The 24,792-nt window shown below is 71.8% G+C and carries 20 protein-coding genes and 1 pseudogene; 7 read left to right on the top strand and 14 right to left on the bottom strand.

Going from position 1 to position 24,792, the window contains the following annotated elements:
* Positions 1-196: hypothetical protein (locus ACWD26_RS40970; RefSeq protein WP_451278335.1), on the top strand; the 196-nt coding region annotated here is incomplete at its 5' end.
* A gap of 257 nt (positions 197-453) precedes the next feature.
* On the opposite strand, the gene ACWD26_RS40965 is transcribed toward ACWD26_RS40970, so the two are convergent.
* The gene (locus tag ACWD26_RS40965) at positions 454-1,461 is read right to left on the bottom strand and encodes a stage II sporulation protein M (RefSeq protein ID WP_451278333.1); all 1,008 of its coding nucleotides are present in this window, start codon (positions 1,459-1,461) and stop codon (positions 454-456) included.
* A 139-nt stretch (positions 1,462-1,600) separates the two neighbouring features.
* Between ACWD26_RS40965 and ACWD26_RS40960 the strand changes: the two genes are divergently transcribed.
* Positions 1,601-2,689 (top strand): RDD family protein, encoded by a 1,089-nt coding sequence (locus ACWD26_RS40960; RefSeq protein WP_451278331.1) that lies wholly within the window; start codon positions 1,601-1,603, stop codon positions 2,687-2,689.
* 34 nt (positions 2,690-2,723) lie between these two features.
* On the opposite strand, the gene ACWD26_RS40955 is transcribed toward ACWD26_RS40960, so the two are convergent.
* The 9 genes and pseudogenes from ACWD26_RS40955 to ACWD26_RS40915 form a co-directional block, all read right to left on the bottom strand.
* Positions 2,724-3,338 (bottom strand): hypothetical protein, encoded by a 615-nt coding sequence (locus tag ACWD26_RS40955; RefSeq protein ID WP_451278329.1) that lies wholly within the window; start codon positions 3,336-3,338, stop codon positions 2,724-2,726.
* Between the two features lie 150 nt (positions 3,339-3,488).
* A complete protein-coding gene (gene ahcY / locus ACWD26_RS40950) occupies positions 3,489-4,946 on the bottom strand; it encodes an adenosylhomocysteinase (RefSeq protein WP_451278327.1) in 1,458 nt (485 codons plus the stop codon).
* 365 nt (positions 4,947-5,311) lie between these two features.
* A complete protein-coding gene (locus ACWD26_RS40945) occupies positions 5,312-6,289 on the bottom strand; it encodes a cation diffusion facilitator family transporter (protein WP_451278325.1) in 978 nt (325 codons plus the stop codon).
* A gap of 167 nt (positions 6,290-6,456) precedes the next feature.
* Positions 6,457-7,608: a mannose-6-phosphate isomerase, class I gene (gene manA / locus ACWD26_RS40940; protein WP_451278323.1), complete on the bottom strand. Its 1,152-nt coding sequence runs from the start codon at positions 7,606-7,608 to the stop codon at positions 6,457-6,459.
* Between the two features lie 82 nt (positions 7,609-7,690).
* Positions 7,691-8,818, bottom strand: coding sequence for an SIS domain-containing protein (locus tag ACWD26_RS40935; protein ID WP_451278321.1), 1,128 nt, complete (start codon positions 8,816-8,818; stop codon positions 7,691-7,693).
* Between the two features lie 156 nt (positions 8,819-8,974).
* The gene (locus ACWD26_RS40930) at positions 8,975-9,145 is read right to left on the bottom strand and encodes a Trm112 family protein (protein WP_005485663.1); all 171 of its coding nucleotides are present in this window, start codon (positions 9,143-9,145) and stop codon (positions 8,975-8,977) included.
* 281 nt (positions 9,146-9,426) lie between these two features.
* Positions 9,427-10,791 carry a phosphomannomutase/phosphoglucomutase gene (locus ACWD26_RS40925; protein WP_451278319.1) on the bottom strand — a complete coding sequence of 455 codons (1,365 nt, stop codon included), beginning with the start codon at positions 10,789-10,791 and terminating at the stop codon, positions 9,427-9,429.
* Between the two features lie 126 nt (positions 10,792-10,917).
* Positions 10,918-11,454 (bottom strand): annotated as a pseudogene (locus ACWD26_RS40920) (L-lactate permease); the annotation flags it as partial.
* Between the two features lie 124 nt (positions 11,455-11,578).
* Positions 11,579-12,001 (bottom strand): DUF3499 domain-containing protein, encoded by a 423-nt coding sequence (locus ACWD26_RS40915; protein WP_451278317.1) that lies wholly within the window; start codon positions 11,999-12,001, stop codon positions 11,579-11,581.
* A 348-nt stretch (positions 12,002-12,349) separates the two neighbouring features.
* Between ACWD26_RS40915 and ACWD26_RS40910 the strand changes: the two genes are divergently transcribed.
* Positions 12,350-12,805 (top strand): metallopeptidase family protein, encoded by a 456-nt coding sequence (locus ACWD26_RS40910; protein WP_451278339.1) that lies wholly within the window; start codon positions 12,350-12,352, stop codon positions 12,803-12,805.
* 178 nt (positions 12,806-12,983) lie between these two features.
* Here the strand turns inward: ACWD26_RS40910 and ACWD26_RS40905 are convergent, their stop codons facing one another.
* The 3 genes from ACWD26_RS40905 to ACWD26_RS40895 form a co-directional block, all read right to left on the bottom strand.
* Positions 12,984-14,471, bottom strand: coding sequence for a DUF5719 family protein (locus ACWD26_RS40905; protein ID WP_451278315.1), 1,488 nt, complete (start codon positions 14,469-14,471; stop codon positions 12,984-12,986).
* Entirely contained in the window at positions 14,468-18,103 is a 3,636-nt protein-coding gene (locus ACWD26_RS40900; protein WP_451278313.1) for a glycosyltransferase, read from the bottom strand. Before ACWD26_RS40900 ends, ACWD26_RS40905 begins: the two co-directional genes overlap by 4 nt.
* Before the next feature lie 170 nt (positions 18,104-18,273).
* Complete coding sequence (locus ACWD26_RS40895) at positions 18,274-18,537, bottom strand: WhiB family transcriptional regulator (RefSeq protein WP_003975777.1); 264 nt, start codon at positions 18,535-18,537, stop codon at positions 18,274-18,276.
* A 629-nt stretch (positions 18,538-19,166) separates the two neighbouring features.
* Between ACWD26_RS40895 and ACWD26_RS40890 the strand changes: the two genes are divergently transcribed.
* From ACWD26_RS40890 to ACWD26_RS40875, 4 genes are all read left to right on the top strand, one after another.
* Positions 19,167-19,664, top strand: coding sequence for a cysteine dioxygenase (locus ACWD26_RS40890; protein ID WP_451278311.1), 498 nt, complete (start codon positions 19,167-19,169; stop codon positions 19,662-19,664).
* 146 nt (positions 19,665-19,810) lie between these two features.
* A complete protein-coding gene (gene cofD / locus ACWD26_RS40885) occupies positions 19,811-20,770 on the top strand; it encodes a 2-phospho-L-lactate transferase (RefSeq protein WP_451278309.1) in 960 nt (319 codons plus the stop codon).
* Positions 20,767-22,098: a coenzyme F420-0:L-glutamate ligase gene (locus ACWD26_RS40880; protein ID WP_451278307.1), complete on the top strand. Its 1,332-nt coding sequence runs from the start codon at positions 20,767-20,769 to the stop codon at positions 22,096-22,098. The genes cofD and ACWD26_RS40880 overlap by 4 nt, the downstream gene beginning before the upstream one ends.
* A gap of 158 nt (positions 22,099-22,256) precedes the next feature.
* A complete protein-coding gene (locus tag ACWD26_RS40875; protein ID WP_451278305.1) occupies positions 22,257-23,255 on the top strand; it encodes a DNA-3-methyladenine glycosylase family protein in 999 nt (332 codons plus the stop codon).
* 275 nt (positions 23,256-23,530) lie between these two features.
* Here ACWD26_RS40875 and ACWD26_RS40870 read toward each other — a convergent pair whose 3' ends face one another.
* Complete coding sequence (locus ACWD26_RS40870; RefSeq protein ID WP_451278303.1) at positions 23,531-24,613, bottom strand: sugar phosphate nucleotidyltransferase; 1,083 nt, start codon at positions 24,611-24,613, stop codon at positions 23,531-23,533.
* Positions 24,614-24,792: the final 179 nt, after the last annotated feature.

Here is a 24,792-nt window from a genome sequence, read left to right as displayed (position 1 = left end):
TCTGGCGTTGATTTTTGGCACGCTGTTGAGTTCTCAAGGAACGGACGCTTCCTTTGTACTCACCCAAGTCACTCTCGGGCTTTCCTCCGGGCGCTCCCCTTCGGTCTTGCGTTTCCAACCTTACCAGATCCGTTTTCCGTTCCGTTCCCGGTCGGAATTCATTTCCGGTGGCCGTTGGAGGGCCTTGCCTATTTGATTGCCTTGCGGCTTTCTTTCGGCGAGTCCGACTTTATCAGAAGTTTTTGGCCGGACTGACCGGCCGCTAGTTCCTGAATCATCGGGTGGGACTCTCTCGGGAAATCTCATTCACGAGGAGTCGGTAGATTTTCATGGTCACCCTGGGGCATGTCCACCTCTAGGCAACTGTGCAAATCTACCTCCCCACAGGCGCCGTGTCAACGGCTCTTGCGGGAACGAAGAGGAGACTAACAGCCCGGGAGGGGTGTCCGCACATCAGGCGGCCGTAGGGACTGCCGCGCTGCGTTCGTGCTCCTCGACGTCACCCGTCTCGCCTGCCCGGACGGCACGTCCGCCCAGGACGTAGACGTAGACGAGGAAGACGAGCTCGGCGAGGACGCCGATGCTGATGCGGGCCCAGGTGGGCAGGCCGGACGGGGTGACGAAGCCTTCGATGGCGCCGGAGACGAAGAGGACCAGGGCCAGGCCTATGGCCATGCCCAAGGCGGCTCGCCCCTCCTCGGCCAGGGCCGCACGGCGAGTGCGGGGCCCCGGGTCGATGACGGTCCAGCCGAGGCGTAGGCCCGTGCCGGCGGCCACGAAGACGGCGGTCAGTTCCAGGAGGCCGTGCGGGAGGATCAGGCCGAGGAAGACGTCGAGGCGGCCGGCCGAGGACATGAGGCCGATGCCGACGCCCAGATTGAGCATGTTCAGCAGGAGGATCCAGAGGACCGGCAGGCCCAGGAAGATGCCGAGGACCAGGCACATCGCTGCGGCCTGGGCGTTGTTCGTCCACACCTGGGCGGCGAAGGACGCGGCGGGATGGCTGGAGTAGTAGGTCTCGTACTGGCCACCGGGGCGGGTCATCTCGCGGAGTTCGTCGGGTGCCGCGATGGAAGCCTGGACTTCCGGGTGGGTGCCGATCCACCACCCCAGGAGCACGGCGACGAGGGTGGAGAGGAGAGCGGTGGGCACCCACCAGTGGCGGGAGCGGTAGACCGCCGCGGGGAAACCGTGGGTCAGGAAGCGGGTGACATCTCGCCAGGAGGCCCGTCGGTTTCCTGTCACGGCACTGCGCGCGCGGGCCACCAGTTGGCTGAGCCGGCCCGTCAGCTGCGGATCGGGGGCGCTGGACTGGATCAGCGAGAGATGGGTGGCCGTGCGCTGGTAGAGGGCGACGAGTTCATCGACCTCGGCACCGTTGAGGCGACGCTGGCGGCGGAGCAGGGCGTCCAGGCGGTCCCACTCGGCGCGATGGGCGGACACGAAGACATCGAGGTCCATCGGGTGTGCTGCTCCTCGTCCCTCTCGTACAGCGTGTCGGCTTGTCGTACTGGTCCTACTGCGGCGCGATGTGACCTCAGCTTGGCAGACTGGCCACTCTCGGGGCAGGTCAGGGCATGAAACCGGAAGGACTACGGGTGTGAGTGAGCTAGTGACGGGCGAGGCTGTGGCGCTGGAGCTGCGTCCCGCGAAGCTGCCGAGCCGGGCGCTGGCCGTGCTGCTCGACCTGGTGGTGGCCATGGTCGTGTACTTCGCGGTGGTCCTGGTCCTGGCGCTGTCGACGGCGAGTCTCGACGAGGCCGCGCAGATGGCGATATCCATAGCGAGCTTCCTGCTCGTGCTGGTGGGCGGGCCGATCGCGGTGGAGACGCTGAGCCATGGGCGTTCGCTGGGGAAGCTGACGTGCGGGCTGCGGGTGGTGCGGGACGACGGCGGGCCGATCCGGTTCCGGCACGCGCTGGTGCGCGGTGCGGTCGGGGTGGTCGAGATTCTGATGACGTTCGGGGTCGTCGCCTGCATCGCGTCGCTCGTGTCGGCGCGGGGGCGGCGGCTGGGTGACGTGTTCGCGGGGACGCTGGTCGTGCGGGAGCGGGTGCCGGCCGGGCAGACGGCGTTCGTGCCGCCCCCGCCGCCGTGGCTCGTGGGCAGGTTCTCCGGGCTCGACCTGTCCGCCGTTCCCGATGGGCTGTGGCTGGCCATCCGCCAGTACCTGACACGGATGCGGCAGCTGGATCCGCACGTCGGTGCGGCCATGGCGGAACGTCTCGCCTCGGATCTCGCGGCGCGTACCGGGGCTCCGGCGCCGTACGGGGTGCCGCCGGGCGCGTATCTGGCCGCCGTGGTGCATGAGCGGCAGGCACGGGAGGCGCGGCAGGCGTTCGGGGACGCGACGGGTGTGGGGGGCGTGCCGGGTACGCCGTGGGCGCCGGGTGCGGCCGCGGGCGGTGCCGTGCCGGGCGTGCGGGTCGCTGAGGCCGGGTGGGGTGGGCCTGAGGGGGAGGCTCCGGCGATCCACGCTCCCGAGGCACAGCCTCCGGCGGCCCGGCCTGCCATGGGGTCGGCATATGCGCCGCCTGGGGGGTACGGGGGTCCGCCTCCGTCGGCTGGAGCCGCAGGAGGTGCTCCGGGTGTGGCTGCTCCCACGGCTCCCACGGCTCCGGCGGCCTCCGCATTGCCGCAGGAGCCGCCTGCCGAGCGGCCGAGCACCGGGTTCACGCCTCCTGCGTAGGCCTTGGTGGCGGCCGTCGGGACCGGCGTCGGCCTCAGTCGAACGTCGACGGCGGTGATTCCAGGTGTTCGAGCTCGATTCCGGGTGCCGCCAGGACAACGTCGCCCGTGATGTGAACGGTGTGCCGTTCGCCCGTGTCCAGGGCTGTGACCTGGTATTCGTCCACGGTCAGGGGGCCGGTGTCAGTGGCGTGTGCTTCTCTTTCGATCAAGGCCCAGGACTGGTCCACGGTGCGCGGGGCGAGGACCGGGTCGGTGAAGGCGACGAGGCGTACGCGGGTGGCGGGCGCGGAGGGGGTGAGGCGCAGGAGACGGGCGGTGGCGATCAGGAACGCCGGGGAGGTGCCGGTGAAGGCGTGGGCGCGGACATTGCCTTCGGTGGCCTCTGTTCCGGTGGGGTCCGTGCGGACCCAGGTGACGCCGTCAAGGGCGGCGCCGCGGACCTGCCAGCTCGCGGCGTGGAGTTCGAGGCGGATGGGGCGGCCGAGTTCGTCGAGGGCGAGGTCGACGGAGCCGGCGTGGTCGCCGGAGGGGGTGGTGAGTTGGGAGACATAACGCCAGCCGGACGGGCCCGGCGCGCAGTGGAAGTGTTCTTCGGCGAGGAGGGTGTGGTCGTGCGGGTCGTGAAGCGAATACCGGCCGCGGGGCATGGGGGTCCTGGGTCTTGACGGGCTGGTCCGGCCGTTGGGCGGGGCGGGAGCCGAACAGGCAGGCCCCCGGCACGGGGGTGCGGGGGCCTGCCTGGGAGCTGCTGCCGAGGTGGGTGCGTCAGCGCACGGACGCACCCACCGCCGGTCGGATCAGTAGCGGTAGTGGTCCGGCTTGTACGGGCCCTCGACCTCTACGCCGATGTAGGCGGCCTGCTCGGGGCGGAGCGTGGTGAGCTTCACGCCGAGCGCGTCGAGGTGGAGGCGGGCGACCTTCTCGTCGAGGTGCTTGGGCAGCGTGTAGACGCCGATCGGGTACTCGGACTGCTTGGTGAACAGCTCGATCTGGGCCAGGGTCTGGTCCGCGAAGGAGTTGGACATCACGAACGACGGGTGGCCGGTGGCGTTGCCCAGGTTCAGCAGGCGGCCCTCGGACAGGACGAGGAGGACCTTGCCGTCGGGGAAGGTCCAGGTGTGGACCTGCGGCTTGACCTCGTCCTTGACGATGCCGGGGATCTTGGCGAGGCCGGCGATGTCGATCTCGTTGTCGAAGTGGCCGATGTTGCCGACGATCGCCTGGTGCTTCATCTTCGCCATGTCCGAGGCCAGGATGATGTCCTTGTTGCCGGTCGTGGTGATGAAGATGTCGGCGGTCTCGACGACCTCGTCCAGCGTGGTGACCTGGTAGCCGTCCATCGCCGCCTGCAGCGCGCAGATCGGGTCGATCTCGGTGACGATGACACGGGCGCCCTGCCCGCGGAGCGACTCCGCGCAGCCCTTGCCGACATCGCCGTAGCCGAAGACGACCGCGGTCTTGCCGCCGATGAGGACGTCGGTGGCGCGGTTGATGCCGTCGATCAGGGAGTGGCGGCAGCCGTACTTGTTGTCGAACTTCGACTTGGTGACGGCGTCGTTCACGTTGATCGCCGGGAAGAGCAGGACGCCGTCGCGCTGCATCTCGTACAGGCGGTGGACGCCGGTCGTGGTCTCCTCGGTGACACCGCGGATCTCCGAGGCGAGCTGGGTCCACTTCTGGGAGCCGTCGGTAATGGTGCGGTTCAGGAGTTCGAGGATGACGCGGTGCTCGTCGTTCTCGGCGGTGTCGACCGAGGGGACCTTGCCGGCCTTCTCGTACTCGACGCCCTTGTGGACGAGGAGGGTGGCGTCACCACCGTCGTCGAGGATCATGTTGGGGCCGCCGGTGGGGGTGCCCGGCCAGGTCAGCGCCTGCTCGGTGCACCACCAGTACTCCTCCAGGGTCTCGCCCTTCCAGGCGAAGACCGGGACGCCCTGCGGGTCGTCGGGCGTGCCGTTGGGGCCGACCGCGATGGCGGCGGCGGCGTGGTCCTGGGTGGAGAAGATGTTGCAGGAGGCCCAGCGGACCTGGGCGCCGAGGGCGACCAGGGTCTCGATGAGGACGGCGGTCTGCACGGTCATGTGCAGGGAACCGGTGACGCGGGCGCCGGCGAGGGGCTGCGCCTCGGCGTACTCCCTGCGGATCGCCATCAGGCCGGGCATCTCGTGCTCGGCGAGGGTGATCTCCTTGCGGCCGAACTCGGCCAGGGAGAGGTCGGCGACCTTGAAGTCCTGTCGGTTTTCGACAGTCGTCATTGCGAGCTGCTCCTCGGTGTCGGGTCGAGGGTGGGTAGGGCTGGTCTGCGCGGCGGCGGACACAGGGGTGCCCCGAAGAGGACACAGGCATGCCCGCGTGCGCGCAGCGCAGTCCGTCGGAGGCCCTCTCTCCCTCGGCCGGTCCTCGGTGGGACCGCCCGACCGCCATCAGCAGCGACGTCTGGCTCCGTCCCAAGCTACACCGGTCGGCCCGGCCTGCCCCAGTCCGCCTGCGTACAGATCAAGCCGAAGACGACACCGGGGCGGGCGGGGCAGCGGCGAGGTCCGTGTTGGACCGGGGACGGGAAGGGGCCCGTCGCGGCGGTTCGCGAGGGGCCCCGGTGTCTTGCGGGGTGGCCCGTGGGTCAGTGCTCGGCGGTGGGGGTCGGGCCCCCTGGGGCGGCCTCGGGGTCGGCGCCCTTGGCGGCTTCGGTCTCGCTGTAGATGTCGGGCTCCAGGTAGATGACGCGGGCGATCGGGACGGCCTCGCGGATGCGGGCCTCGGCGGCGTCGATGGCGTTGGCGATCTCGGTGGCCGTGTCGTCGTGCTGGACGGCGATCTTGGCTGCGACGAGGAGTTCCTCGGGGCCGAGGTGGAGGGTGCGCATGTGGATGACGCGGGTGACGGTGTCGCCGTCGACGACGGCCTTCGCGATCTTCTCGACGTCCTCGACGCCCGCGGACTCGCCGAGGAGCAGGGACTTGGTCTCGGCGGCGAGGACGATCGCGATCAGGATGAGCAGGACGCCGATGCAGAGGGTGCCGATGCCGTCCCAGACGCCGTCGCCGGTGATGAGGGCCAGGCCGACGCCGCCGAGGGCGAGGATCAGGCCGACGAGGGCGCCGAGGTCCTCCAGGAGGACGACGGGCAGTTCGGGGGCCTTGGCGTGGCGGACGAACTCGGTCCAGGACTTCTTGCCCCGCAGGACGTTGGACTCCTTGATGGCGGTCCGGAAGGAGAAGGTCTCGGCGATGATCGCGAAGACGAGGACGCCGACCGGCCAGTACCAGGCCTCGATCTCGTGCGGGTGCTTGATCTTCTCGTAGCCCTCGTAGAGGGCGAACATGCCGCCGACGGAGAAGAGGACAATGGAGACGAGGAAGGCGTAGATGTAGCGCTCGCGGCCGTAGCCGAAGGGGTGCTGCGGGGTCGCCTCGCGCTTGGCCTTCTTGCCGCCGAGGAGCAGCAGGGCCTGGTTGCCCGAGTCGGCGAGCGAGTGCACGGACTCGGCGAGCATCGATGACGAGCCGCTGAAGACGAACGCCACGAACTTCGCTACCGCGATCGCGAGGTTGGCGGCGAGTGCCGCCACGATCGCCTTGGTGCCGCCTGACGCGCTCATGTGTCCGAGGTGTCCCTTCGCCTACGCATTTGTATCGGCGTGGGCATGGGTACCCACACTTCCGTCCGTCACCGGCCGGGCTTTGCCCGCCTTTTTGCAGGGGGCATTCTTGCAGCCCGGCCCGGTGTCGGCGCGCCAGGTCGTGGATCAGGAGGGGTTCGGGCCGTTCACGCGACCACGGTGGCGCGGAAAAGCGTGCCCGGTCCGGACACTTCGGCCTTCTCGTCCGCCGGTACGAAGACGGACTCGCCGGGGCCGAGGGTGTGTTCGCCCGCGCGGACGGAGCCGGCCGTGCAGAGCAGGATCTGTGGGGTGGCGCGGGTGAGGTCGTGCGGGACGGTGGCCTTGGGGAGGACGTAGCGGGAGAGGCGGAACTCGTCGATGGGGGTCTCGTAGACCTCCTCGCCGTCGGGGGACGCCTCGGGGCGCAGGACGCCGGGGTCGGTCGCCTCGAAGCGGACGATGCGCAGCAGTTCGGGGACGTCGACGTGTTTGGGGGTGAGGCCGCAGCGCAGCACGTTGTCGGAGTTGGCCATGATCTCGACGCCGAGGCCGTTCAGGTAGGCGTGCGGGATGCCGGCGCCGAGGAACAGGGCCTCGCCGGGCTGCAGGCGGACGTGGTTGAGGAGCATGGCGGCGATGACGCCGGGGTCGCCCGGGTAGTGGTGGGCGATGTCGGCGTACGGGGTGTAGTCGCCGCCGAGGCGGGCGCAGGCGGCCGCGGCCTCGGTGACGGTGTGGGCCATTTCCTCGGGGTCGGCGCCCAGGACGGCGGTCAACACCTCGCGCAGCGCGGCCTCTTCGGGGTGGGCGTGCAGGAGGTCGACGTACGGCTTGAGGGAGTCGACGTCGAGGGCGGCGAGCAGGTCGGCGGCCTGGAGCGGGGCGCGGAAGCCGCAGAGGCCGTCGAACTCCGTGAGGGCGCAGATCAGTTCGGGCTTGTGGTTGGCGTCCTTGTAGTTGCGGTGGCCCGCGTCGATCGGGATGCCGCGGCGCTCTTCGTCCTCGTAGCCCTCCCTGGCCTGTTCGAGGTTGGGGTGGACCTGGAGGGAGAGGGGGGCGCCGGCGGCGAGGAGCTTCAGGAGGAAGGGGAGGCGGGGGCCGAACTTGGCGACGGTTGGAGATCCCAGCTCACGTTCCGGTGCCTCGTCGATCACCTCGGTGAGGGGGCCGCGCCCGGTGCGCGAGGGTGCGCCGGGGTGGGCGCCCATCCACATCTCCGCCTGCGGTTCGCCGGTGGGTGCCACCCCGAGGAGCTGTGGGATGGCGGTGGTCGAGCCCCAGGCGTAGGGGCGGACGGTGTTGTCGAGGCGGTCCATGGCGTGAGTTTCTCCGTAGGTGGGGAGCCGGCCGAGGCCCCGGTCAGGGTCGGCCCCGGTCAGGGTCGGGCTCCGGTAAAGATCAGGCTCCGGAAGCGAGCGACAGGTAAACGGCGGCGAAATCCGTGATGGCGATCATCTCCGCGAGGGTCTCCAGGTCGCTGCCCTCCTCGGGTTCCAGCTCGCTGATCGCGGTGTCGTGGCTGAGGGCCAGCTCGCGGGCGGCCGGGACGGCGGTCAGGCCGCCGGTGGGCCGGTCGCGGAGGAGCACCACGCGCGCGTGGAGGGCGGGTGGGTCCTCGACACGGTCACGGAAGAAGTCGTCGGGGTCGGCGCTCGCGGCCAGCGGCCCGGACAGCAGCACCGTGTGCGAGGCGAGGGCCTCCGGCAGCTGGGCGGCGAGGGCGGGGCGGCCCGCCAGTTCGGCGAGAGCGGAGGTGAAACGGCGGCCCACGGGGCCCGCGGCCTGGCCCTCGGTCCAGATCACCGGGAGCGAGTCGGCCAGCTCGGCGGCGAGCGTCTTGGCGGGGTTGCTGTACGTGGCGATGGCCGGGCCGCAGCGCTCGGCGACGTCGTCGAGGCGGTCGGCGACCTTCTGCAGGGCGTCCGGCGGGGCGTCGACCAGGCCGGTGCGGTCCAGGAGCGCGAGCATCGGCGTGAGCAGCGCCCACAGGATGCCGGGGGCGGCGGCGCCGAGGGGCACCTCCAGCTCGTACGGGGCCGTCGCCATCGGTACGAAGAGGCCGTGGGCGCCCTCCACCGCCTCGGCGACGGGGGTGCGGGCGGGGGCCACGGCGACGACCGTGCAGCCGCGGCGGTAGGCCTGGTCGACGAGGAGCGACAGGCCGGGTTCGGCGCCGTCCGCGGTGGCGACCAGGAGGAGGTCGACCGAGCCCGCCCAGCCGGGGAGCTCCCAGCGGAGGGCGCCCGCCGCGGGGGCCACGCCGGTGGGGTGAAGTCGGGTGATGGGGCAGGCGGCGCCCGCGAGTGCGCCGAGCAGGTCGGCCACGCCCGCGGAGGCCATGCCGGGGCCCGCGATCAGGAGGGCGCGGGGGCGGCCGTCGGGTTTCAGGTCCGGGATGCCGGCCTCGGTGCCGAGGCGGAGGGCCGTACGGACCCGGGCGCCGGCCTCGGCGGCGCCGCGGAGCAGTCCGCGACGGTCCGCCTCCGACAGGGCGTCGGGGGTGTCTAGCAGCGATTCGTCGAGCATGGGCGGCAGCCTCCGATCGCCGGGTGCCCTTTTACGCCTTTTCGCCTTGGTTCGCCTTGGTTCACCTTGGGTTCGCCTTAACGCCGGGTTTCCCGGCGTGTGCGTGGTTACGCCTCGCGCGAGCGCTTGATCGCGGGATCACGCGGGTCGTGCGGGTCACGCGGGGCGGCGGGCCTCGTCGACGAGGAGTACGGGGATGCCGTCCCGGATCGGGTAGGCGAGGCCGCAGTCCTGGCTCGTGCAGGTCAGCTCGGTGTCCTCCTCCGTGAGGGGGGCGTGGCACGCCGGGCAGGCGAGGATCTCCAGGAGGCCGGCTTCGAGCGGCATGTCGGGTCCCTTCGGGGGCGGGTTGATGCGGTGCGGCCTGGTCAGACTACCGCCGTGAGGGGGTTGGCGCCGGGGTTGGGGCTGGGGGCCGTTTCGCCCCCGCCGCCCCTACCCGTCCCGTCCCAGGGGCTGCCGCCCCTTCGGCCCCGCGCGCCTTCCGGCCCGGAGGCGGGGTTCAGGGGCGGGTGCGGGGTGTGCGGGGTTGCTCGCGCAGTTCCCCGCGCCCCTGAAGGGGCCTGCGGCCCTTCAGGGGAACCACCCGAAGGTGTCCTCCACCCGCCTCAGCTTCTGATGATCGCCAGGACCTCGTCCCGGACCTTCGCCATCGTGGCCTCGTCGCGGGCCTCCGCGTTCAGGCGGAGGAGGGGTTCCGTGTTGGAGGGGCGAACGTTGAACCACCAGTCGGCGGAGGAGACCGTGAGGCCGTCGAGGTCGTCCAGGGTGACGCCCTCCCGGTCCTCGTACGCGGAGCGGACCGCGGTCAGGCGGCTCGTCTGGTCGGCGACCGTGGAGTTGATCTCACCGGAGCCCGCGTAGCGGTCGTACTGGGCCACGAGGCCGGAGAGGGGGCCGTCCTGACCGCCGAGGGCGGCGAGGACGTGCAGGGCGGCCAGCATGCCGGTGTCGGCGTTCCAGAAGTCGGCGAAGTAGTAATGGGCGGAGTGCTCTCCGCCGAAGATCGCGCCGGTACGGGCCATCTCGGCCTTGATGAAGGAGTGGCCCACGCGCGTGCGCACCGGCGTGCCGCCGATCTCCTTCACCACCTCGGGGACGGACCAGGAGGTGATCAGGTTGTGGATGACCGTGCCCTTGCCGCCGTGCTTGGCGAGCTCGCGGGAGGCGACCAGGGCGGTGATCGCGGAGGGCGAGACGGGATTGCCCTGCTCGTCGACGACGAAGCAGCGGTCGGCGTCGCCGTCGAAGGCGATGCCGAGGTCGGCGCCCTCCTCACGGACGCGCTTTTGGAGGTCGACGATGTTCGCCGGGTCGAGGGGGTTGGCCTCGTGGTTCGGGAAGGTGCCGTCCAGCTCGAAGTACAGGGGAACCAGGTCCAGCGGCAGACCGGCGAAAACCGTCGGAACCGTGTGGCCGCCCATGCCGTTGCCCGCGTCGACGACGACCTTCAGGAGGCGGATGGAGGTCAGGTCGACGAGGCCGCGCAGGTGCGCCGCGTAGTCCTCCAACGTGTCGCGCTGAGTGATCGTTCCCGGCGTGGCGGCCGGCGCCGGCGCGCCCGACTCGCTCCAGCCCTCGGCCAGTTCGCGGATCTCGGCGAGGCCCGAGTCCTGGCCGACGGGGGCGGCGCCGGCGCGGCACATCTTGATGCCGTTGTACTGGGCGGGGTTGTGGGAGGCCGTGAACATCGCGCCGGGCAGGTTCAGCGCGCCCGAGGCGTAGTACAGCTGGTCCGTCGAGCACAGGCCGATCTCGGTGACGTCCACGCCGAGCGCCGCCGCCCCACGCGCGAAGGCACGCGACAGGCCGGGCGAGGAGGGCCGCATGTCGTGGCCGATCACGATGGCGTCCGCGTCGGTCACCCGCGCGAAGGCCGCCCCGAAGAGTTCGGCCAGGGTCTCGTCCCACTGGTCCGGGACCACCCCGCGTACGTCGTACGCCTTCACGATCGTCGACAGATCAGCAGCCACGGCCAAACCCTCCTGAAGTCCTCACCGGAGCCCCAAACTACCCGCCCGGGCCGACAGTCGGCTGAGGGACCTCCGAGTACACCCGAGGGTCCTGTGCCGTCCCCCTTCCGGACATGTGCGCGCCGGTCATGGAAGCATCCACTCCAGTACGGGCGTGCTCTGCCCCACCACGATCAGGCGCATCACCAGCAACAGCCCCAGGCTCCACGGCAACACCTTGCGCAGCAGGTCGCCCTCGCGGCCGGCGAAGCCGACGGCCGCGCAGGCGATGGTGAGGTTCCGCGGGGAGATCATCTTGCCGCTCCGAACAGCGAGCCGCGACGCCGAACCAGCCCAGCACGGGCGACAGCAAGGCGGTGCCGATATCGCCGAGTTGTGCGGAGACGTAGCTGGAGGCGACGAACTGGCCGACGATGTCGAAGTGTCGGGTGTGGACGGTCATCCGGTACACCCGCGGGGCGTTGACGACGATCCGCATGATGGGGAAGAGGCCGAACGCGGCTCCCTGGGCGCGCTGGAGAGTGTCTGACCGAGCGGCATGCCGCAGGCGAGCCAGGCGACCAGAACTGCCGTCAGAAGGCCGATCAGGCCCGCCAGAGGCGCCTTCAGGCGCACGCCGCCCAGCAGGACCGGGACGATCAGCAGGAGCAGGGGCGCGACGAGCTCAACAGGCGTGCGTCACCGAACGGAAGGGCACGGACAGAAGCAGCCAGGAAGGGGCGAGGAGGCCTGGACAACGGTCCGCACGAGGCGTCAGTTGTCGTGCGGGAGTGTCGTGCGGGCGACGTCAGTTGTCGGGGGAGCGCAGCACCCGGAGGTGGCCGCGGCGGGCGACCTCCATCGGGTCCGCCGAGCGGGCGCCGCCTCCGGCCTCCGCCGAGCGCTGCTGCGGGCGGGCCGCCTCACGCACGGCGTTGGCAAGCGCTTCCAGGTCGTCACCGCTGGGGCGCGCGGGGGCCGAGGCGTCCAGCAGGCGGACGACCTCCCAGCCGCGCGGCGCGGTGAGGCGCTCGGAGTGCTCGGCACACAGGTCGTAGCAGTGGGGTTCGGCGTAGGTGGCGAGGGGGCCGAGGACCGCGGTCGAGTCGGCGTAGACGTACGTCAGCGTCGCGACGGCGGGGCGGCCGCAAGCGGTGCGCGAACAGCGACGTACAGGGCTCACGACGTTGGACGGTACCGCACTCTTGAGCGGGCCGCGACGACTCTCCACCAGGTCACTCCCCCGTGTCGGGCTGTGAAACGCCCCACACGCCCCTCCGAACCCACCGCGTTGACCTGCGAGTAACCCACCGTCCGGAATGCCGAACGGCCATCCGGTCGGTCAATTTTCGGTACAAACCATGCCAATTGACTTGAGTTCGCCGGTCTCGGAGACATACGGAATCGAGCCCAACCTTGGCCGGAATGGTCATCCTGCGACATGCCCTGCGGCCCTCCGGAGCGCCGTCTTCACGGTGAGCCGGTTGGACATGCCAGGTCAGCGGTGTCAGGCAGGTGGGTGCGGCCGGGAGTGTGGAGCCGGGCGCGCGGACCTCGTGGGGACTACGCTTCACAGGTGATGGACAACCTCGTACCGCCCCGCGCCGCCTCCGCACCCGGGCCCCGCCGCCGCGATCGGCACGGCAGGGGAATGCGCGGGCCGATCGCGCCGCCGCAGGTGCCGCTCGCGGCGAGTCGCGCCGAGATGTTCGCGGATCTTGTGCAGGACTCCGTGGAGCGGTTGGAGCGGCGGTGGCCGCAGCTGGCGGACATCGATTTCCTCGTGCTCGAGGTGCCGCGGCTCGATGGGCCGGGGGACGGGGCGTGGAACGACGAGGCGGTGCCGCTCGGGGGGATCGTCCCGGCGCGGGAGGGGCGGCCGGCTCGGGTGGTCGTCTATCGGCGGCCGGTGGAGATTCGCACCAAGGGGCGGGATGAGCGGGCCGCGCTGGTACATGAGGTTGTGGTGGAGCAGGTGGCTGAGCTGCTGGGGCTGAATCCGGAGACTGTGGATCCTCGGTACGGGGAGGACTGAGGCGGGGGTCGCCCGAGAGGTTCTTTTCCGCCCCCGCCAGAGTGCGCTGTCGGGTGCGGGTGCGTGGGGGCTTGTCGCGCAGTTCCCCGCGCCCCTCACTTCCCCGCGCCCCTGAAAAGCAGGGGCTGCGCCCCCTGCTTTCGGCCCGCAGAGGCCGTCGAGCTCTCCCGCGGAAGAACTACCGCTGCAGGACCGACAAGTCCTGTTCCGCCTCCGGTACCGCTACCGTGCCTCGGTCGTCCGGGAGGGTTTGGATGGTGAAGGCCGGAAGGGTGTCGAGCTTGGATTCCAGGGTGCGGGAGGCGTAGACGGGGCCGCCTGAGGTCGGTTCGACGGTGAGGGCGTAGGTGCCCTTGAGGCCGGCGGGGGCGGGCAGGGCGACGTTCTGGGTGGTGCCGGCCTTGATGGTGAACGTCTTGGTCGTGGCTTCGCCACCCCCCGTGCCGGCGGACGCGGTGACCTTGACCTTGGCCGTGCCGGTGGGGGCGGTGAGGGCAAGGGTCGTGCCCTTGGCGCTGTTGTCGGTGACGGTGGCGCGCGCGCCGACCGCGCGGGTGGCCGGGATGAACGCCGTTTCCTGATTGTCGCCCTTTCCTCGGACGACACGGAGGGCGGCCACCACCGGAACCGACGCGTCGGCGGGGGTAAGGAGCAGGGAACCGGCCTCGCCGCGCGTGATGTCACCGAGGTCGGCGGATGCGGTCATACCACCCTTGACGTGCAGTGTCTCGTTGCCGGCGGGGGTGATCGGGCCGTTGGGCGAGGCGAGCCGCAGCTTCAGGTCGGCGTCGGATTCGCCGGGGGCGAAGGCGACGAGGCGTACGGAGGTCGCGTCCTTCGGGATGCCGGGGAGTACGAGACTGCCGGCCGGGTCGGCCGCGGCGGCGAGCCAGTCGCCGCCGAGCTTGTCGTCGAGGGCCTGGACCGCGGCGGCGACCCGGCCGCTGCGGACGCTGACGTGGACCGTGAGGTCGGCCTCCTTCGCCGTCGCCAGCGTCGACAGCAGGACCGGCTCGCTGGAGCGGGGCTGGACCGTGATCCCCTCCCCCACCGTCGACTCCAGGGCGCCGTCCTTGCCGTAGAGCTCGATGTCGACGACGGCCGCGGAGTCGTCCGGGTTGGTGAGGTGGACGTAGTCGGTGCGACCCTCGGCCGTGCCGGCGCCCGGGAACCAGAACTCCGTGTCCGGCGCGGTGCAGTTGACGCCGAGCAGACCGCGGCCGGTGCCGGCGGCGACCTCGGTGGTCTCCTGGACCGTCCAGCCGGGCGCGAACTCACCCTCGGCCGTGCCGATCAGCGCGGGCGATTCGCCACCGTCGGTGCTGCCGGTGACGGGCTTGCCGGGCTCCTTGGGCTGGACGACGGGCTTGCCTGCCTTGTCCTTGCCGGCCTTGTCCGTCGCCTTCTCGCCCGCCGCCACGAGTTCGGCGCTGCCGTCGTCGCCGGTGCCCTCGGTGACGGGCGTGAAAGAGGTGTACGTGGTCTCCGCGACGTCCGAGGTGCTCGGCTGAGGGCAGAGCAAGCTGGTGCGCTGCACGGGCAGTTGGGCGGCGGCTTTGGTGGTGGTGTCGCCGCCGGAGGCGTCGGGCGTGGTGAGCGCGGCGAATCCGGTGACGGCGGCGAGGGCGGTCGCGCCGGCGATCAGGGACAGGGTCTGGCGGTTCACTGCTGGCTCCCGTCGGGGCGCTCACTGTCGGCGCCGGTGCCGTGCGACGGGTCGTACGTCGCGTCGTAGCCCTGGGTGTACGTCTGGTCGTACGAGGCCGTGTTGCCCCCGTAGGAGGCGTACGGGTCGTACTGGCCGCCCTGGTAGGGGTCGGCCTGGTAGTGCTGCTGGTCGTACGTGCCCGCGGGGTACTGCTGGGCTCCCTGGTACTGCTGGTCGTAGTGGCCGTACTCGGCGCCCGCGCCCGCGTGGTCCGTGGTCTGCCACTCGCCGTACGCCTGTTGCTGCGGGACGGGGGCCGCGACCGGGACCTCCTCCGGAGGGGCGGGCAGGCCGGGGTCGGGGGACTGTTCGGCCTCGGCCTCCGCCTGGGCGCGCAGGCGGCGGGCTCGGCGGCCGTCGCCGGTGATGTCCTGGGCGGGCACGGCGACGGGCTCGTCGGGGAGGTCGTCGTCGACGTCCCGGCGGCGGCCGGGCAGGGCCATGACCACGAGGACGACGGCGAGCGAGCCCTGCGCCCACAGCCAGCCCGTGTGGGTCACCGGGGCGTCGAAGGTGACGTCCAGCCTGCCGCCGTCGACGGGCAGTTGGAAGCCCTGGGCCCAGCCGTCGACCGTGGTCGGGGTGAGCGGCTTGCCGTCGAGGGTGGCGGTCCAGGACTCGTCGGCGGTGTCGGCGAGGCGCAGGACCCGGCCCGAACCGCCGGCCGGGATGGTGGTGTGCACGTCAACGGGGCCCGCCGCGACGGCCTTCGGGTCGCCGGAGGAGGCCTCGATGGTGACGCGGGCGACCTGGCGGTCCACCCGCCACAGGGCGCTGCCGTCCTGCTGGCTGAGCCGGCTCAGGCCGGGTGTGGCGTCCAGGACGCGGCTGACCTCTCGGGGCGCGCCCGGGCTGACGAGGACGTACCGCACGGCGAAGCCGCCGAGTTCGTCGGTCTGGTCCGCGCCGGAGCCCGCGACCAGGTTGGCGACGACCTGGTCCAGCTGCTTGTTCTCCCCGGCGGCGGCGGTCAGTTCGGCGTCGCCGAGGCGGACGCCGGAGCCGCGGACGAGGGTGTAGGCGACCTTGGCGGTGGAGTCGCTTTCGAGGACCAGGGTGCGGGCCTGGTCGCGGGTGCCGCTCTCCTCGGCGACGAACGCGGGCACCTGGACGGGGTCGCGGCGCTCCAGGGGGCCGTCGGCGCCGCCGAGCATCCATCCGGCGGCGGCCAGCAGCGGGCCCACGGCGGCGGCGAGCGCGATGAGCACGGCCACCGGCTGGCGCCAGCCGAAGCTCTGCTCGGCCACGCGGAAACGTGCTCCGTCGGCGCCCAGGGTGGCGGCGGCGAGCAGGGCGATGCCGTAGACGAGGGTCGCGGGGCCGGCCCAGGTCGAGCCGTTGGAGAGGACCGCGAGGACGAGGGCCACCAGGGCTGCCGTCCAGGCGGTCCTGATGGCCAACTGCCGTTCCGAGCGCAGCAGCGCGGCCAGCGCGGCCAGGACGACACCGATGAGCGTCAGTCCGCCGACCGTGCCGGGCCCGCCGGGGCTGATGCCGAGCAGGTCGGTCGCCGAGGCCGGGCTTTGGCCGTACTCCATCCCGGCCTGCTGGAAGAAGCCGAGCGGCAGCAGTGTCAGCGACCAGGGGGCGAGGATCAGCAGGGGGGTGCCGAGCTGGGCGAGGAAGCGCGGGCCGTAGGCGGTGATCTCGCGGCGGCGCACGACGAGGAGCCCGAGGCCGAGGAGCAACGCGATGGGCCACACGATCGGGGTGAACGCGGTGGTGATCGTCAGCAGCAGCGCGTACGCCCAGGTGGCGCGCCAGCTGCCGCGCGCCCCCGTGCTGTTCGTGAGCCCGGCGGCCGCGGCGCCCGCGCGCGCGATGAGGGGCAACAGGATCGCGAGGACGGCGGTGCCGATGCGGCCGGTCGCGAGCGCGCCGGTGACGGCGGGGAGGAAGGCGTACACGACGGCCGCCCAGGCACGCAGCAGCCGGGACTCGACCAGGCGGCGCGAGGCGAAGTACGCGGTGAAGCCGGCCAGGGGCACGGAGGCCACCAGGAGCACGGTGACCGCGAGTCCGGTGGAGCCGAACAGCAGCGAGGCGAGCAGGGCCACGATCGCCAGATACGGCGGCGCGGCCTCGGCGCCGCCCGCGCCGACGGGGTGCCAGGCGTCCGAGTAGCGCGCCCACAGCTCGGCGGAGTCGGCGGGCGCGGGCAGCAGGGCGCCGCCCGCGAGCGCGCCGCCGCCGAGCAGTTCACGGCAGGCGACGAGCGAGGCGAGCAGCAGGAGCGCGAAGAGCACCGGTCCGGGGGCGCGCGCGATGCGCTTGAGCCGGGCGAACTGCTCGACCTGCAGGAAGTCGGCGTCGTCGTCGCCGGGGCCGGACTCGACCGCGCCGCCGTGCCGTCCGGCCGGGGAGGACTCGGTGTCGGAGCGGCCGAACAGATCGCCCGCGGCCTGCTCGACGGTGGCCCTGATGGTGGCGCCGGGCGGCGGGAACAGCGGGCGCAATTCGCCCTTGTCCAGTTGCGGGCGGCCTCTCCTGCGTCGCCCGGCGATGATCCGCTCGGGCCGCAGCAGGACGCTCAGCAGACCGCGGATCTCGTCGACGGCCTGTCCGGGGACCTTGCCGACGAGGTACGCGACGGTTCTCAGCAGGGTGCCGAGGACGATGCGCAGCAGCACCCAGGGGAGCTGTGCCGTACGGGAGTTGACGAGGAGGGTGTAGACCGCGCCCGCCTTGTCGACCATGTGCGGGGAGGCGGCGCTGCGGCCCACGCAGTCGACGGTGCGGCGCTCGCGGGAGGACGCCTCGGCGTGTCGTACGACGGCTTCGGGGGCGACGAGGACGCGGTGCCCGGCGGCGGTGGCGCGCCAGCACAGGTCGACGTCGTCACGCATGAGGGGCAGGCGGCGGTCGAAGCCGCCCAGTTCCTCGAAGACGTCGCGGCGGATCAGCATGCCGGCGGTGGACACGGCGAGGCTGGGCCGGACGTGGTCGTGCTGGCCCTGGTCCTGCTCGCGGCGGTCCAGGCCGGTCCAGCGGCGGCCGGAGTGGGCGATGGTGACGCCGACCTCCAGGAGCTGACGGCGGTCGTACCAGCCGCGCAGCTTGGGGCCGACGACGGCCACGTCGTCGCGGCCCAGCTCGCGTTCGTTCTCCACGACCCGCAGCAGCTGGGCGAGGGCGTCGGGTTCGGGGGCGCAGTCGTCGTGCAGCAGCCACAGCCACTGGACGGGCTCTCCGTGCGGGAGCTCCGGCATGTCGTACGCGTCGTCGCGCCAGCTGCGGGTGACCGGGTCCCAGCCGCTGGGGCGCCTGAGGTACGCCAGGTCGTCCTGGGTGAGGACGCCCGCGGTGCGGTGGGCCTCCTCGACGGCCTGGCCGAAACCGGTGCGTCGGGCGAGGTGCAGGACGCGGTCCGCGCCGAGGGCGTCGGACAGGAGCTGGGCGGAGGCGTCCGCGCTGCCGGTGTCGGCCGCCATGGCGCTCTGCACGGGGCGCTCCTGGCCGAGGAGCCCAGCGAGCGCGTCGGGCAGCCAGCGGGCGCCGTCGTGCGCGACGAGGACCGCGGTCACCACATGACGTGGGAACTCAGGGGTGGCAGCGTCTTGGTGAGCTGCGGTGTGGCTGTGCACGGACATCGAGGTACGGGCCCCGGTTCGATGGACTGCGGTGGACGTCTGTGTCCGGCGGGGACAGCGGGACGTCTCGGACGAGGGCCCACACTAACGGCTGAGCAGCACGGCGGCCCGCCGCCTGTGGATAACCCACGTGCGACGGGCCGTGCTTGTTCGACTGTGCCGTGAGGGGGTCAGACCGCCGCCTTCTTGAGGCGGCGGCGCTCGCGCTCCGACAGGCCGCCCCAGATACCGAACCGCTCGTCGTTGGCGAGGGCGTACTCGAGGCATTCGGAGCGGACCTCGCAGGCGAGGCAGACCTTCTTGGCCTCGCGGGTCGAGCCGCCCTTCTCGGGGAAGAAGGACTCGGGATCGGTCTGGGCGCACAGCGCGCGCTCCTGCCAGCCGAGTTCCTCGTCCGCGTCGTCGACCAGCAGTTGCTGCACGAGCTCGGTCATGTGCGCCCCTCGTCCGTCTTTCGCGTCCCCGTCGTGCGGCCGTTACCGATTTCGGCTGAACGACACGAGTGAAATTACAAGTGGGCTGCTACGGGCGAGTCAAGCCGAGATCTGCTATTGAGCCCCTTATTCACTCTGCGGAACCAAGGCTATGCGGAAAGTGTTCAAATCGGCATAAACCCCGACAGCAGCGCGGCGGCAGAGGGGAACTCCCACCGGATCACCCTTCCTTACGGGAAAGGACGCCCAGGAGTTCGATCTCGTTCCGGCTCGGGCCCACTCACTCGTTCCGGGTTGTGCCCCATGTGTCCTCGACACCGCCAGCACAAACCTTTCGCCGCACCGATGCACCGGATGAGGTGAACGGACATCCACATACCGGACGTGAAGTTGACAGCGGAGGTGTGAACCGCTGTGCTTGTGGGCATGCTCGCGCACTTGGCACTCACCTCGACCCGCACCGCCGGGTCCCTCGGTGCTGCCCGCTGTCGCTGTAGCTGTTGCTGTCCCGGCTGTTGAGCCTTTCCCCGCGCTCCGGCTGCCACTGAGCCCGTCCGGCTCGGCTGCTGTTCCCGTACGTGACACCCAGCCCTCCCCCACGCACTCTCCGTCGAGGACCACCCCACTTCATGAACAGCGACAGCGACCTCCAGATCGCCGGCGACCTCCTCGAAGTACCCCACCTCCTCCAGGCGCCGCGCCAACACCCCGTCACCGTGGCCGAGTTCGCCGGACTGGCCCGTTCCCTCGCCGAGGACCGCTCCCGGTGGGAGCACCTCGTCGAGTACGACGCGACGACACGCTGGTACCACCGGCTGCAGACCGGCCCCGGGTACGAGGTGTGGCTGCTGTCCTGGGTGCCGGGGCAGGGCACCGGGCTGCACGACCACGGGGGCTCCTCCGGCGTACTCACCGTGCTGGACGGCACGCTGACCGAGCGCACCGACCGGGGCACGCGGGCGCTGGGCGCGGGCGCGCAGCGCGTGTTCGCGCCGGGCTACGCGCACGAGGTCGTCAACGACACGCTCGAACCGGCCGTCAGCCTGCACGTCTACTACCCCGGGTTGACGGACATGCCGATGCACACGCAGGCCTGCGCGGCGGACGCGGCGACCGTCACGGCCTGACCCCCCTGACCCCCTGGCCCCGCACGTCGTCGTCCGACCGTCGCGCGGGGCGGGCCCGGGACCGGGCACGTGACGGGGACCGTGTGGAACCGGCCGTGCTCGCGGCCGGGCGACCCGTTGTCGCACCCGCCTGCGAGACTGCTCCCATGCGCATTGTGGTTCTGGCAGGCGGCATCGGTGGTGCCCGGTTCCTGCGCGGTCTGAAGCGGGCCGTGCCGGACGCGGACATCACGGTCATCGGCAACACCGGGGACGACATCCACCTCTTCGGGCTGAAGGTCTGCCCCGACCTCGACACGGTGATGTACACGCTCGGCGGCGGCATCAACGAGGAGCAGGGCTGGGGCCGGGCCGACGAGACCTTCCATCTGAAGGAGGAGCTCGCGGCGTACGGCGTCGGGCCTGAGTGGTTCGGGCTCGGCGACCGGGACTTCGCCACGCACATCGTGCGGACGCAGATGATCAGCGCCGGATATCCGCTGAGCGCGGTCACCGAGGCACTGTGCGACCGGTGGAAGCCGGGCGTGCGGCTCATCCCGATGACCGACGACCGCGTCGAGACCCATGTCGCCGTCGAGCAGGACGGCGAGCGCAGGGCGATCCACTTCCAGGAGTACTGGGTGCGGCTGCGGGCCTCCGTGCCCGCCGAGGCGATCGTGCCGGTCGGCGCCGAGCAGGCGAAGCCGGCGCCCGGGGTCCTGGAGGCCATCGCCGAGGCGGACGTGATCCTCTTCCCGCCGTCCAACCCCGTCGTCTCCGTCGGCACCATCCTCGCCGTGCCCGGCATCCGGGAGGCGATCGCCGAGGCCGGGGTACCGGTCGTCGGCCTCTCCCCCATCGTCGGCGACGCACCCGTGCGCGGGATGGCCGACAAGGTCCTCGCTGCCGTCGGCGTCGAGTCCACGGCCGCGGCCGTCGCCGAGCACTACGGCTCCGGGCTCCTCGACGGCTGGCTCGTCGACACCGTCGACGCGGGCACCGTCGAGCGCGTCGAGACCGCCGGGATACGGTGCCGGGCCGTGCCGCTGATGATGACGGACCTGGACGCCACGGCGGCGATGGCACGCGAGGCACTGGCGCTGGCGGAGGAGGTGCGGGGAGCTTGAGCGAGGAGAACGTGAGAGAGATACCGCCGCCCCGTACGGGTTACCGGGTCTGGGCTCTGGCCGGGATTCCCGAGGTACGGAAGGGGGACGACCTCGCCGAGCTGATCGCCGCGGCCGAGCCGGGGCTGGTCGACGGGGACGTGCTGCTCGTCACCTCCAAGATCGTGTCCAAGGCGGAGGGGCGGGTCGTCGAGGCCGTCGATCGCGAGGCCGCCATCGATGCCGAGACCGTGCGGGTGGTGGCCCGGCGCGGGGCGTTGCGGATCGTGGAGAACCGGCAGGGGCTGGTGATGGCCGCCGCCGGGGTCGACGCCTCCAACACGCCTGCCGGGACCGTGCTGTTGCTGCCCGAGGATCCCGACGCCTCCGCGCGGTCGATCCGGGACGGCATCAGGGACGCGCTCGGGGTCGAGGTCGGGGTCGTCGTCACCGACACCTTCGGGCGGCCCTGGCGCAGCGGGCTGACGGACGTCGCCATCGGGGCGGCCGGTGTGCGGGTCCTCGACGACCTGCGGGGCGGCACCGACGCCCACGGCAATCCGCTCAGCGCGACCGTCGTCGCCACCGCCGACGAGCTGGCCGCCGCCGGTGACCTGGTGAAGGGAAAGGCCGCCGGGCTGCCCGTCGCCGTCGTGCGCGGACTGGGACATGTGGTGGCCGAGGACGACGGCGAGGGGACACGGGCCCTCGTCCGGGGAGCCCAGGACGACATGTTCCGGCTCGGTACCTCCGAGGCCGTACGGCTGGCCGTGACCCAGCGGCGTACGGTCCGGGCGTTCACGGACGAGCCGGTCGACCCCGGGGCGGTGCGGCGGGCCGTGGCCGCCGCCGTCACCGCGCCGGCGCCGCACCACACGACGCCGTGGCGGTTCGTGCTGCTGGAGTCCGAGGAGTCGCGGGTACGGCTGCTCGACGCGATGCGGGACGCGTGGGTCGCGGACCTGCGGCGGGACGGCAAGAGCGAGGAGTCCATCGCGAAGCGGGTGCGGCGCGGGGATGTGCTGCGCAAGGCGCCGTACCTGGTGGTGCCGTGTCTGGTGATGGACGGGGCGCATTCCTATGGGGACGCGCGGCGGGACGCGGCCGAGCGGGAGATGTTCGTCGTCGCGGCCGGTGCCGGGGTGCAGAACTTCCTCGTCGCGCTGGCCGGGGAGCGGCTGGGGTCCGCGTGGGTGTCGTCGACGATGTTCTGCCGGGATGTCGTGCGGGGGGTGCTGGCGCTGCCGGAGGGGTGGGACCCGATGGGGGCGGTCGCTGTGGGGCATGCGGCGGGTGCGCCTCCGGCGCGGGGTGAGCGGGACGCGGGGGCGTTCATCGAGGTTCGGTGACGTCGCGTGCGTGGCCGGGGCGCCCACCGTTCGGGATGGTGTGGGTTCGGTGGGCGAGTGCAGGTTGGTTGTGGTTGATCGCGCAGTTCCCGCGGCCCCTGAAGACCCGCAGGCCCCCTAGGCTCATAAGGCACCGCATCTCTCCTTAGGACCTCCTCTTGGCCGGACGTTTTCCTCAGCGGCCCACTCGTACGACTGTGCGGGGTGGGCATGTCGTGGTGGCCGGCGTGCCTCGGCAGGGGGCAGCGCCTGGGCGGCGCCGGACGTGGGCGCCGGAATGGCCGCTGGATCTGGGGCTGGTTCTGGGGCCGCTTCGGCGGGGCCCCGGGGACCCCACGTTCCGGGCCATGCCGGACGGGTCCGTGTGGCGGGCCAGTCGTACGCCCACCGGGGCCGGGACCCTGCGGGTCGCGATGCGGGGTGGCGTCGTCGAGGCGGAGGCCTGGGGGCCGGGGGCCGCGTGGCTGCTCGATCAGCTGCCCTCGATGCTCGGGACGGCCGACGAGCCGGACGTCTTCGTGCCTCGGCATCGGGTCGTGGCGATGGCCTGGCGGCGGCGTCCGGGGTTGCGGCTGACGCGGACCGGGCTGGTGCTGGAGTCGTTGATTCCGTCGGTGCTGGAACAGAAGGTCACGACGGACGAGGCGTATCGGGCGTGGCGGTTGCTCGTACGGAAGTACGGGGAGCCGGCGCCGGGGCCCGCGCCCGGGCGGATGCACGTGATGCCGGGGGCTCGGGACTGGGCGTTGATTCCGTCCTGGGAGTGGCACCGGGCCGGGGTCGACAACAAGCGGGCGTCGACGATTCTGCGGGCGGTCCGGGTGGCGGGGCGGCTGGAGGAGGCCGTGGGGATGTCGCCGGTGGACGCGCGGGCGCGGCTGGAGTTGGTGGCGGGGATCGGGCCCTGGACGTCGGCGGAGACCGTGCAGCGGAGTCATGGGGCGGCGGATGAGGTGACCACGGGGGATCTGCATCTGCCGGGGATCGTGGGGTTCGCGTTGGCGGGGGACCGGGATGCGGACGACTCGGTGATGTTGTCGTTGCTGGAGCCGTATGCGGGGCAGCGGCATCGGGCGGCTCGGTTGATTCTGTTGTCGGGGCGGGTGCCGGCGCGGCGGGCGCCGCGGATGCCTCGCGGGGATATCGGGCGCCTGTAGGGATGGGGCGCCTATGGGGCTTTCGACCCCGCCGCCCCTACCCGCCCCATCCCCCAGGGGCGCTGCCCCTTCGACCCCGTTTCGCCTGAGAGCTCGGGTGGGTGGGGTGGTTTGGCGGGTGCGGGTGGGTGGGGGTTGTTCGCGCAGTTCCCCGCGCCCCCAAAGACAAAAAGCACGGGGCGCAGCCCCTGCTTTTTGAGGGGCGCGGGGAACTGCGCGATCAGCCACGAACCACCCGCAGTCGCCCCACGACCGCCACCCCCCGAGCTCTCGCGTTACTGGTCCGACGAGAAGCGGAGCGCCCCCGTGGGGATTTGGGCGTCGCACCAGACTCGGACGCCTGTGCGGAGTTCGTTGTCCGCGCCGATGATCGCGCCGTCGCCGACGACGGCGCCGGTGAGGATGGAGCGTTCGCCTATGCGGGCCCGGGCGCCGATGAGGGAGTCGGTGATGACCGCGCCGGGTTCCACGACCGCTCCGGCCAGGACGGTGCTGCCGGAGACCCGCGCGCCCTCGCCCACGAACGCGCCCTCGCCCACCACCGTGCCGCCGGTCAGTTTGGCGTCGCCCGCGACTCGGGCGGTGGGCAGGACGAGGCGGTCGCCGCAGCGGCCGGGGACGGCGGGGGACGGGGCTCGGCCCAGGACGAGGTCGGCGGAGCCCCGGACGAAGGCCGCCGGGGTGCCGAGGTCCAGCCAGTAGGTGGAGTCCACCATGCCCTGCAGATGGGCGCCTGCCGCCAACAGGCCCGGGAACGTCTCCCGTTCCACCGAGACCGGGCGGCCCGCCGGGATCGTGTCGATGACCGAGCGGCGGAAGACGTACGCCCCCGCGTTGATCTGGTCGGTGACGATCTCCTCGGGCGTCTGGGGCTTCTCCAGGAAGGCCAGGACGCGGCCCGTCGCGTCGGTGGGGACGAGACCGTAGGCACGCGGGTCGGTCACCTGGGTCAGGTGGAGGGAGACGTCGGCGCCGGTCGTCTCGTGGGTGGCGACCAGGCGGCGGATGTCCAGGCCGGTGAGGATGTCGCCGTTGAAGACGAGGACGGGGTCCTCGGGGCCGGAGTGGAGGTACGAGGCCGCGTTGCGGATCGCGCCGCCGGTGCCCAGCGGTTCCTCCTCCGTGACGTATTCGAGGTGGAGGCCGAGGGCGGAACCGTCACCGAAGTGCGGTTCGAAGACCTCGGCGAGATAAGAGGTGGCTAGGACTATGTGGTCCACTCCCGCCGCCTTGGCTCTCGCCAACTGGTGTGTGAGGAAAGGGACTCCGGCCGCCGGGACCATGGGCTTGGGAGTATGCACCGTGAGCGGGCGCAGCCGGGTGCCTCTGCCGCCGACCAGGAGGATCGCTTCTGTCACCTGTCGTCTCTGCTTCCTGCCGGGACCGGCCGAACTGTCATTCGACCGGCCAGTGTATGCAGACCGTTCCATGGCGCCTTCGTGGCCGTGCGGTTGGCCGCGGGCGTGCGGCGAGGCACACTCACGGCGTCGTCCGTCGAGGGCACGGCTGGCGTGCCCTCGGCCTGTGTCATGCGTCC

The sequence above is a fragment of the Streptomyces sp. NPDC002787 genome (genome assembly GCF_053592095.1).
This window is presented reverse-complemented; position numbering and strand designations above follow the sequence as displayed.

What these genes read in the sequence shown, in the direction of transcription:
- ACWD26_RS40890 (WP_451278311.1), top strand. Translation starts at nt 19,167, where the DNA reads ATGAACAGCGACAGCGACCTCCAGATCGCCGGCGACCTCCTCGAAGTA.
- ACWD26_RS40910 (WP_451278339.1), top strand. Translation starts at nt 12,350, where the DNA reads ATGGACAACCTCGTACCGCCCCGCGCCGCCTCCGCACCCGGGCCCCGC.
- ACWD26_RS40955 (WP_451278329.1), bottom strand. Translation starts at nt 3,338, where the DNA reads ATGCCCCGCGGCCGGTATTCGCTTCACGACCCGCACGACCACACCCTC.
- ACWD26_RS40965 (WP_451278333.1), bottom strand. Translation starts at nt 1,461, where the DNA reads ATGGACCTCGATGTCTTCGTGTCCGCCCATCGCGCCGAGTGGGACCGC.
- ACWD26_RS40945 (WP_451278325.1), bottom strand. Translation starts at nt 6,289, where the DNA reads ATGAGCGCGTCAGGCGGCACCAAGGCGATCGTGGCGGCACTCGCCGCC.
- cofD (WP_451278309.1), top strand. Translation starts at nt 19,811, where the DNA reads ATGCGCATTGTGGTTCTGGCAGGCGGCATCGGTGGTGCCCGGTTCCTG.
- ACWD26_RS40930 (WP_005485663.1), bottom strand. Translation starts at nt 9,145, where the DNA reads ATGCCGCTCGAAGCCGGCCTCCTGGAGATCCTCGCCTGCCCGGCGTGC.
- ACWD26_RS40900 (WP_451278313.1), bottom strand. Translation starts at nt 18,103, where the DNA reads ATGTCCGTGCACAGCCACACCGCAGCTCACCAAGACGCTGCCACCCCT.
- ACWD26_RS40895 (WP_003975777.1), bottom strand. Translation starts at nt 18,537, where the DNA reads ATGACCGAGCTCGTGCAGCAACTGCTGGTCGACGACGCGGACGAGGAA.
- manA (WP_451278323.1), bottom strand. Translation starts at nt 7,608, where the DNA reads ATGGACCGCCTCGACAACACCGTCCGCCCCTACGCCTGGGGCTCGACC.
- ACWD26_RS40935 (WP_451278321.1), bottom strand. Translation starts at nt 8,818, where the DNA reads ATGCTCGACGAATCGCTGCTAGACACCCCCGACGCCCTGTCGGAGGCG.
- ahcY (WP_451278327.1), bottom strand. Translation starts at nt 4,946, where the DNA reads ATGACGACTGTCGAAAACCGACAGGACTTCAAGGTCGCCGACCTCTCC.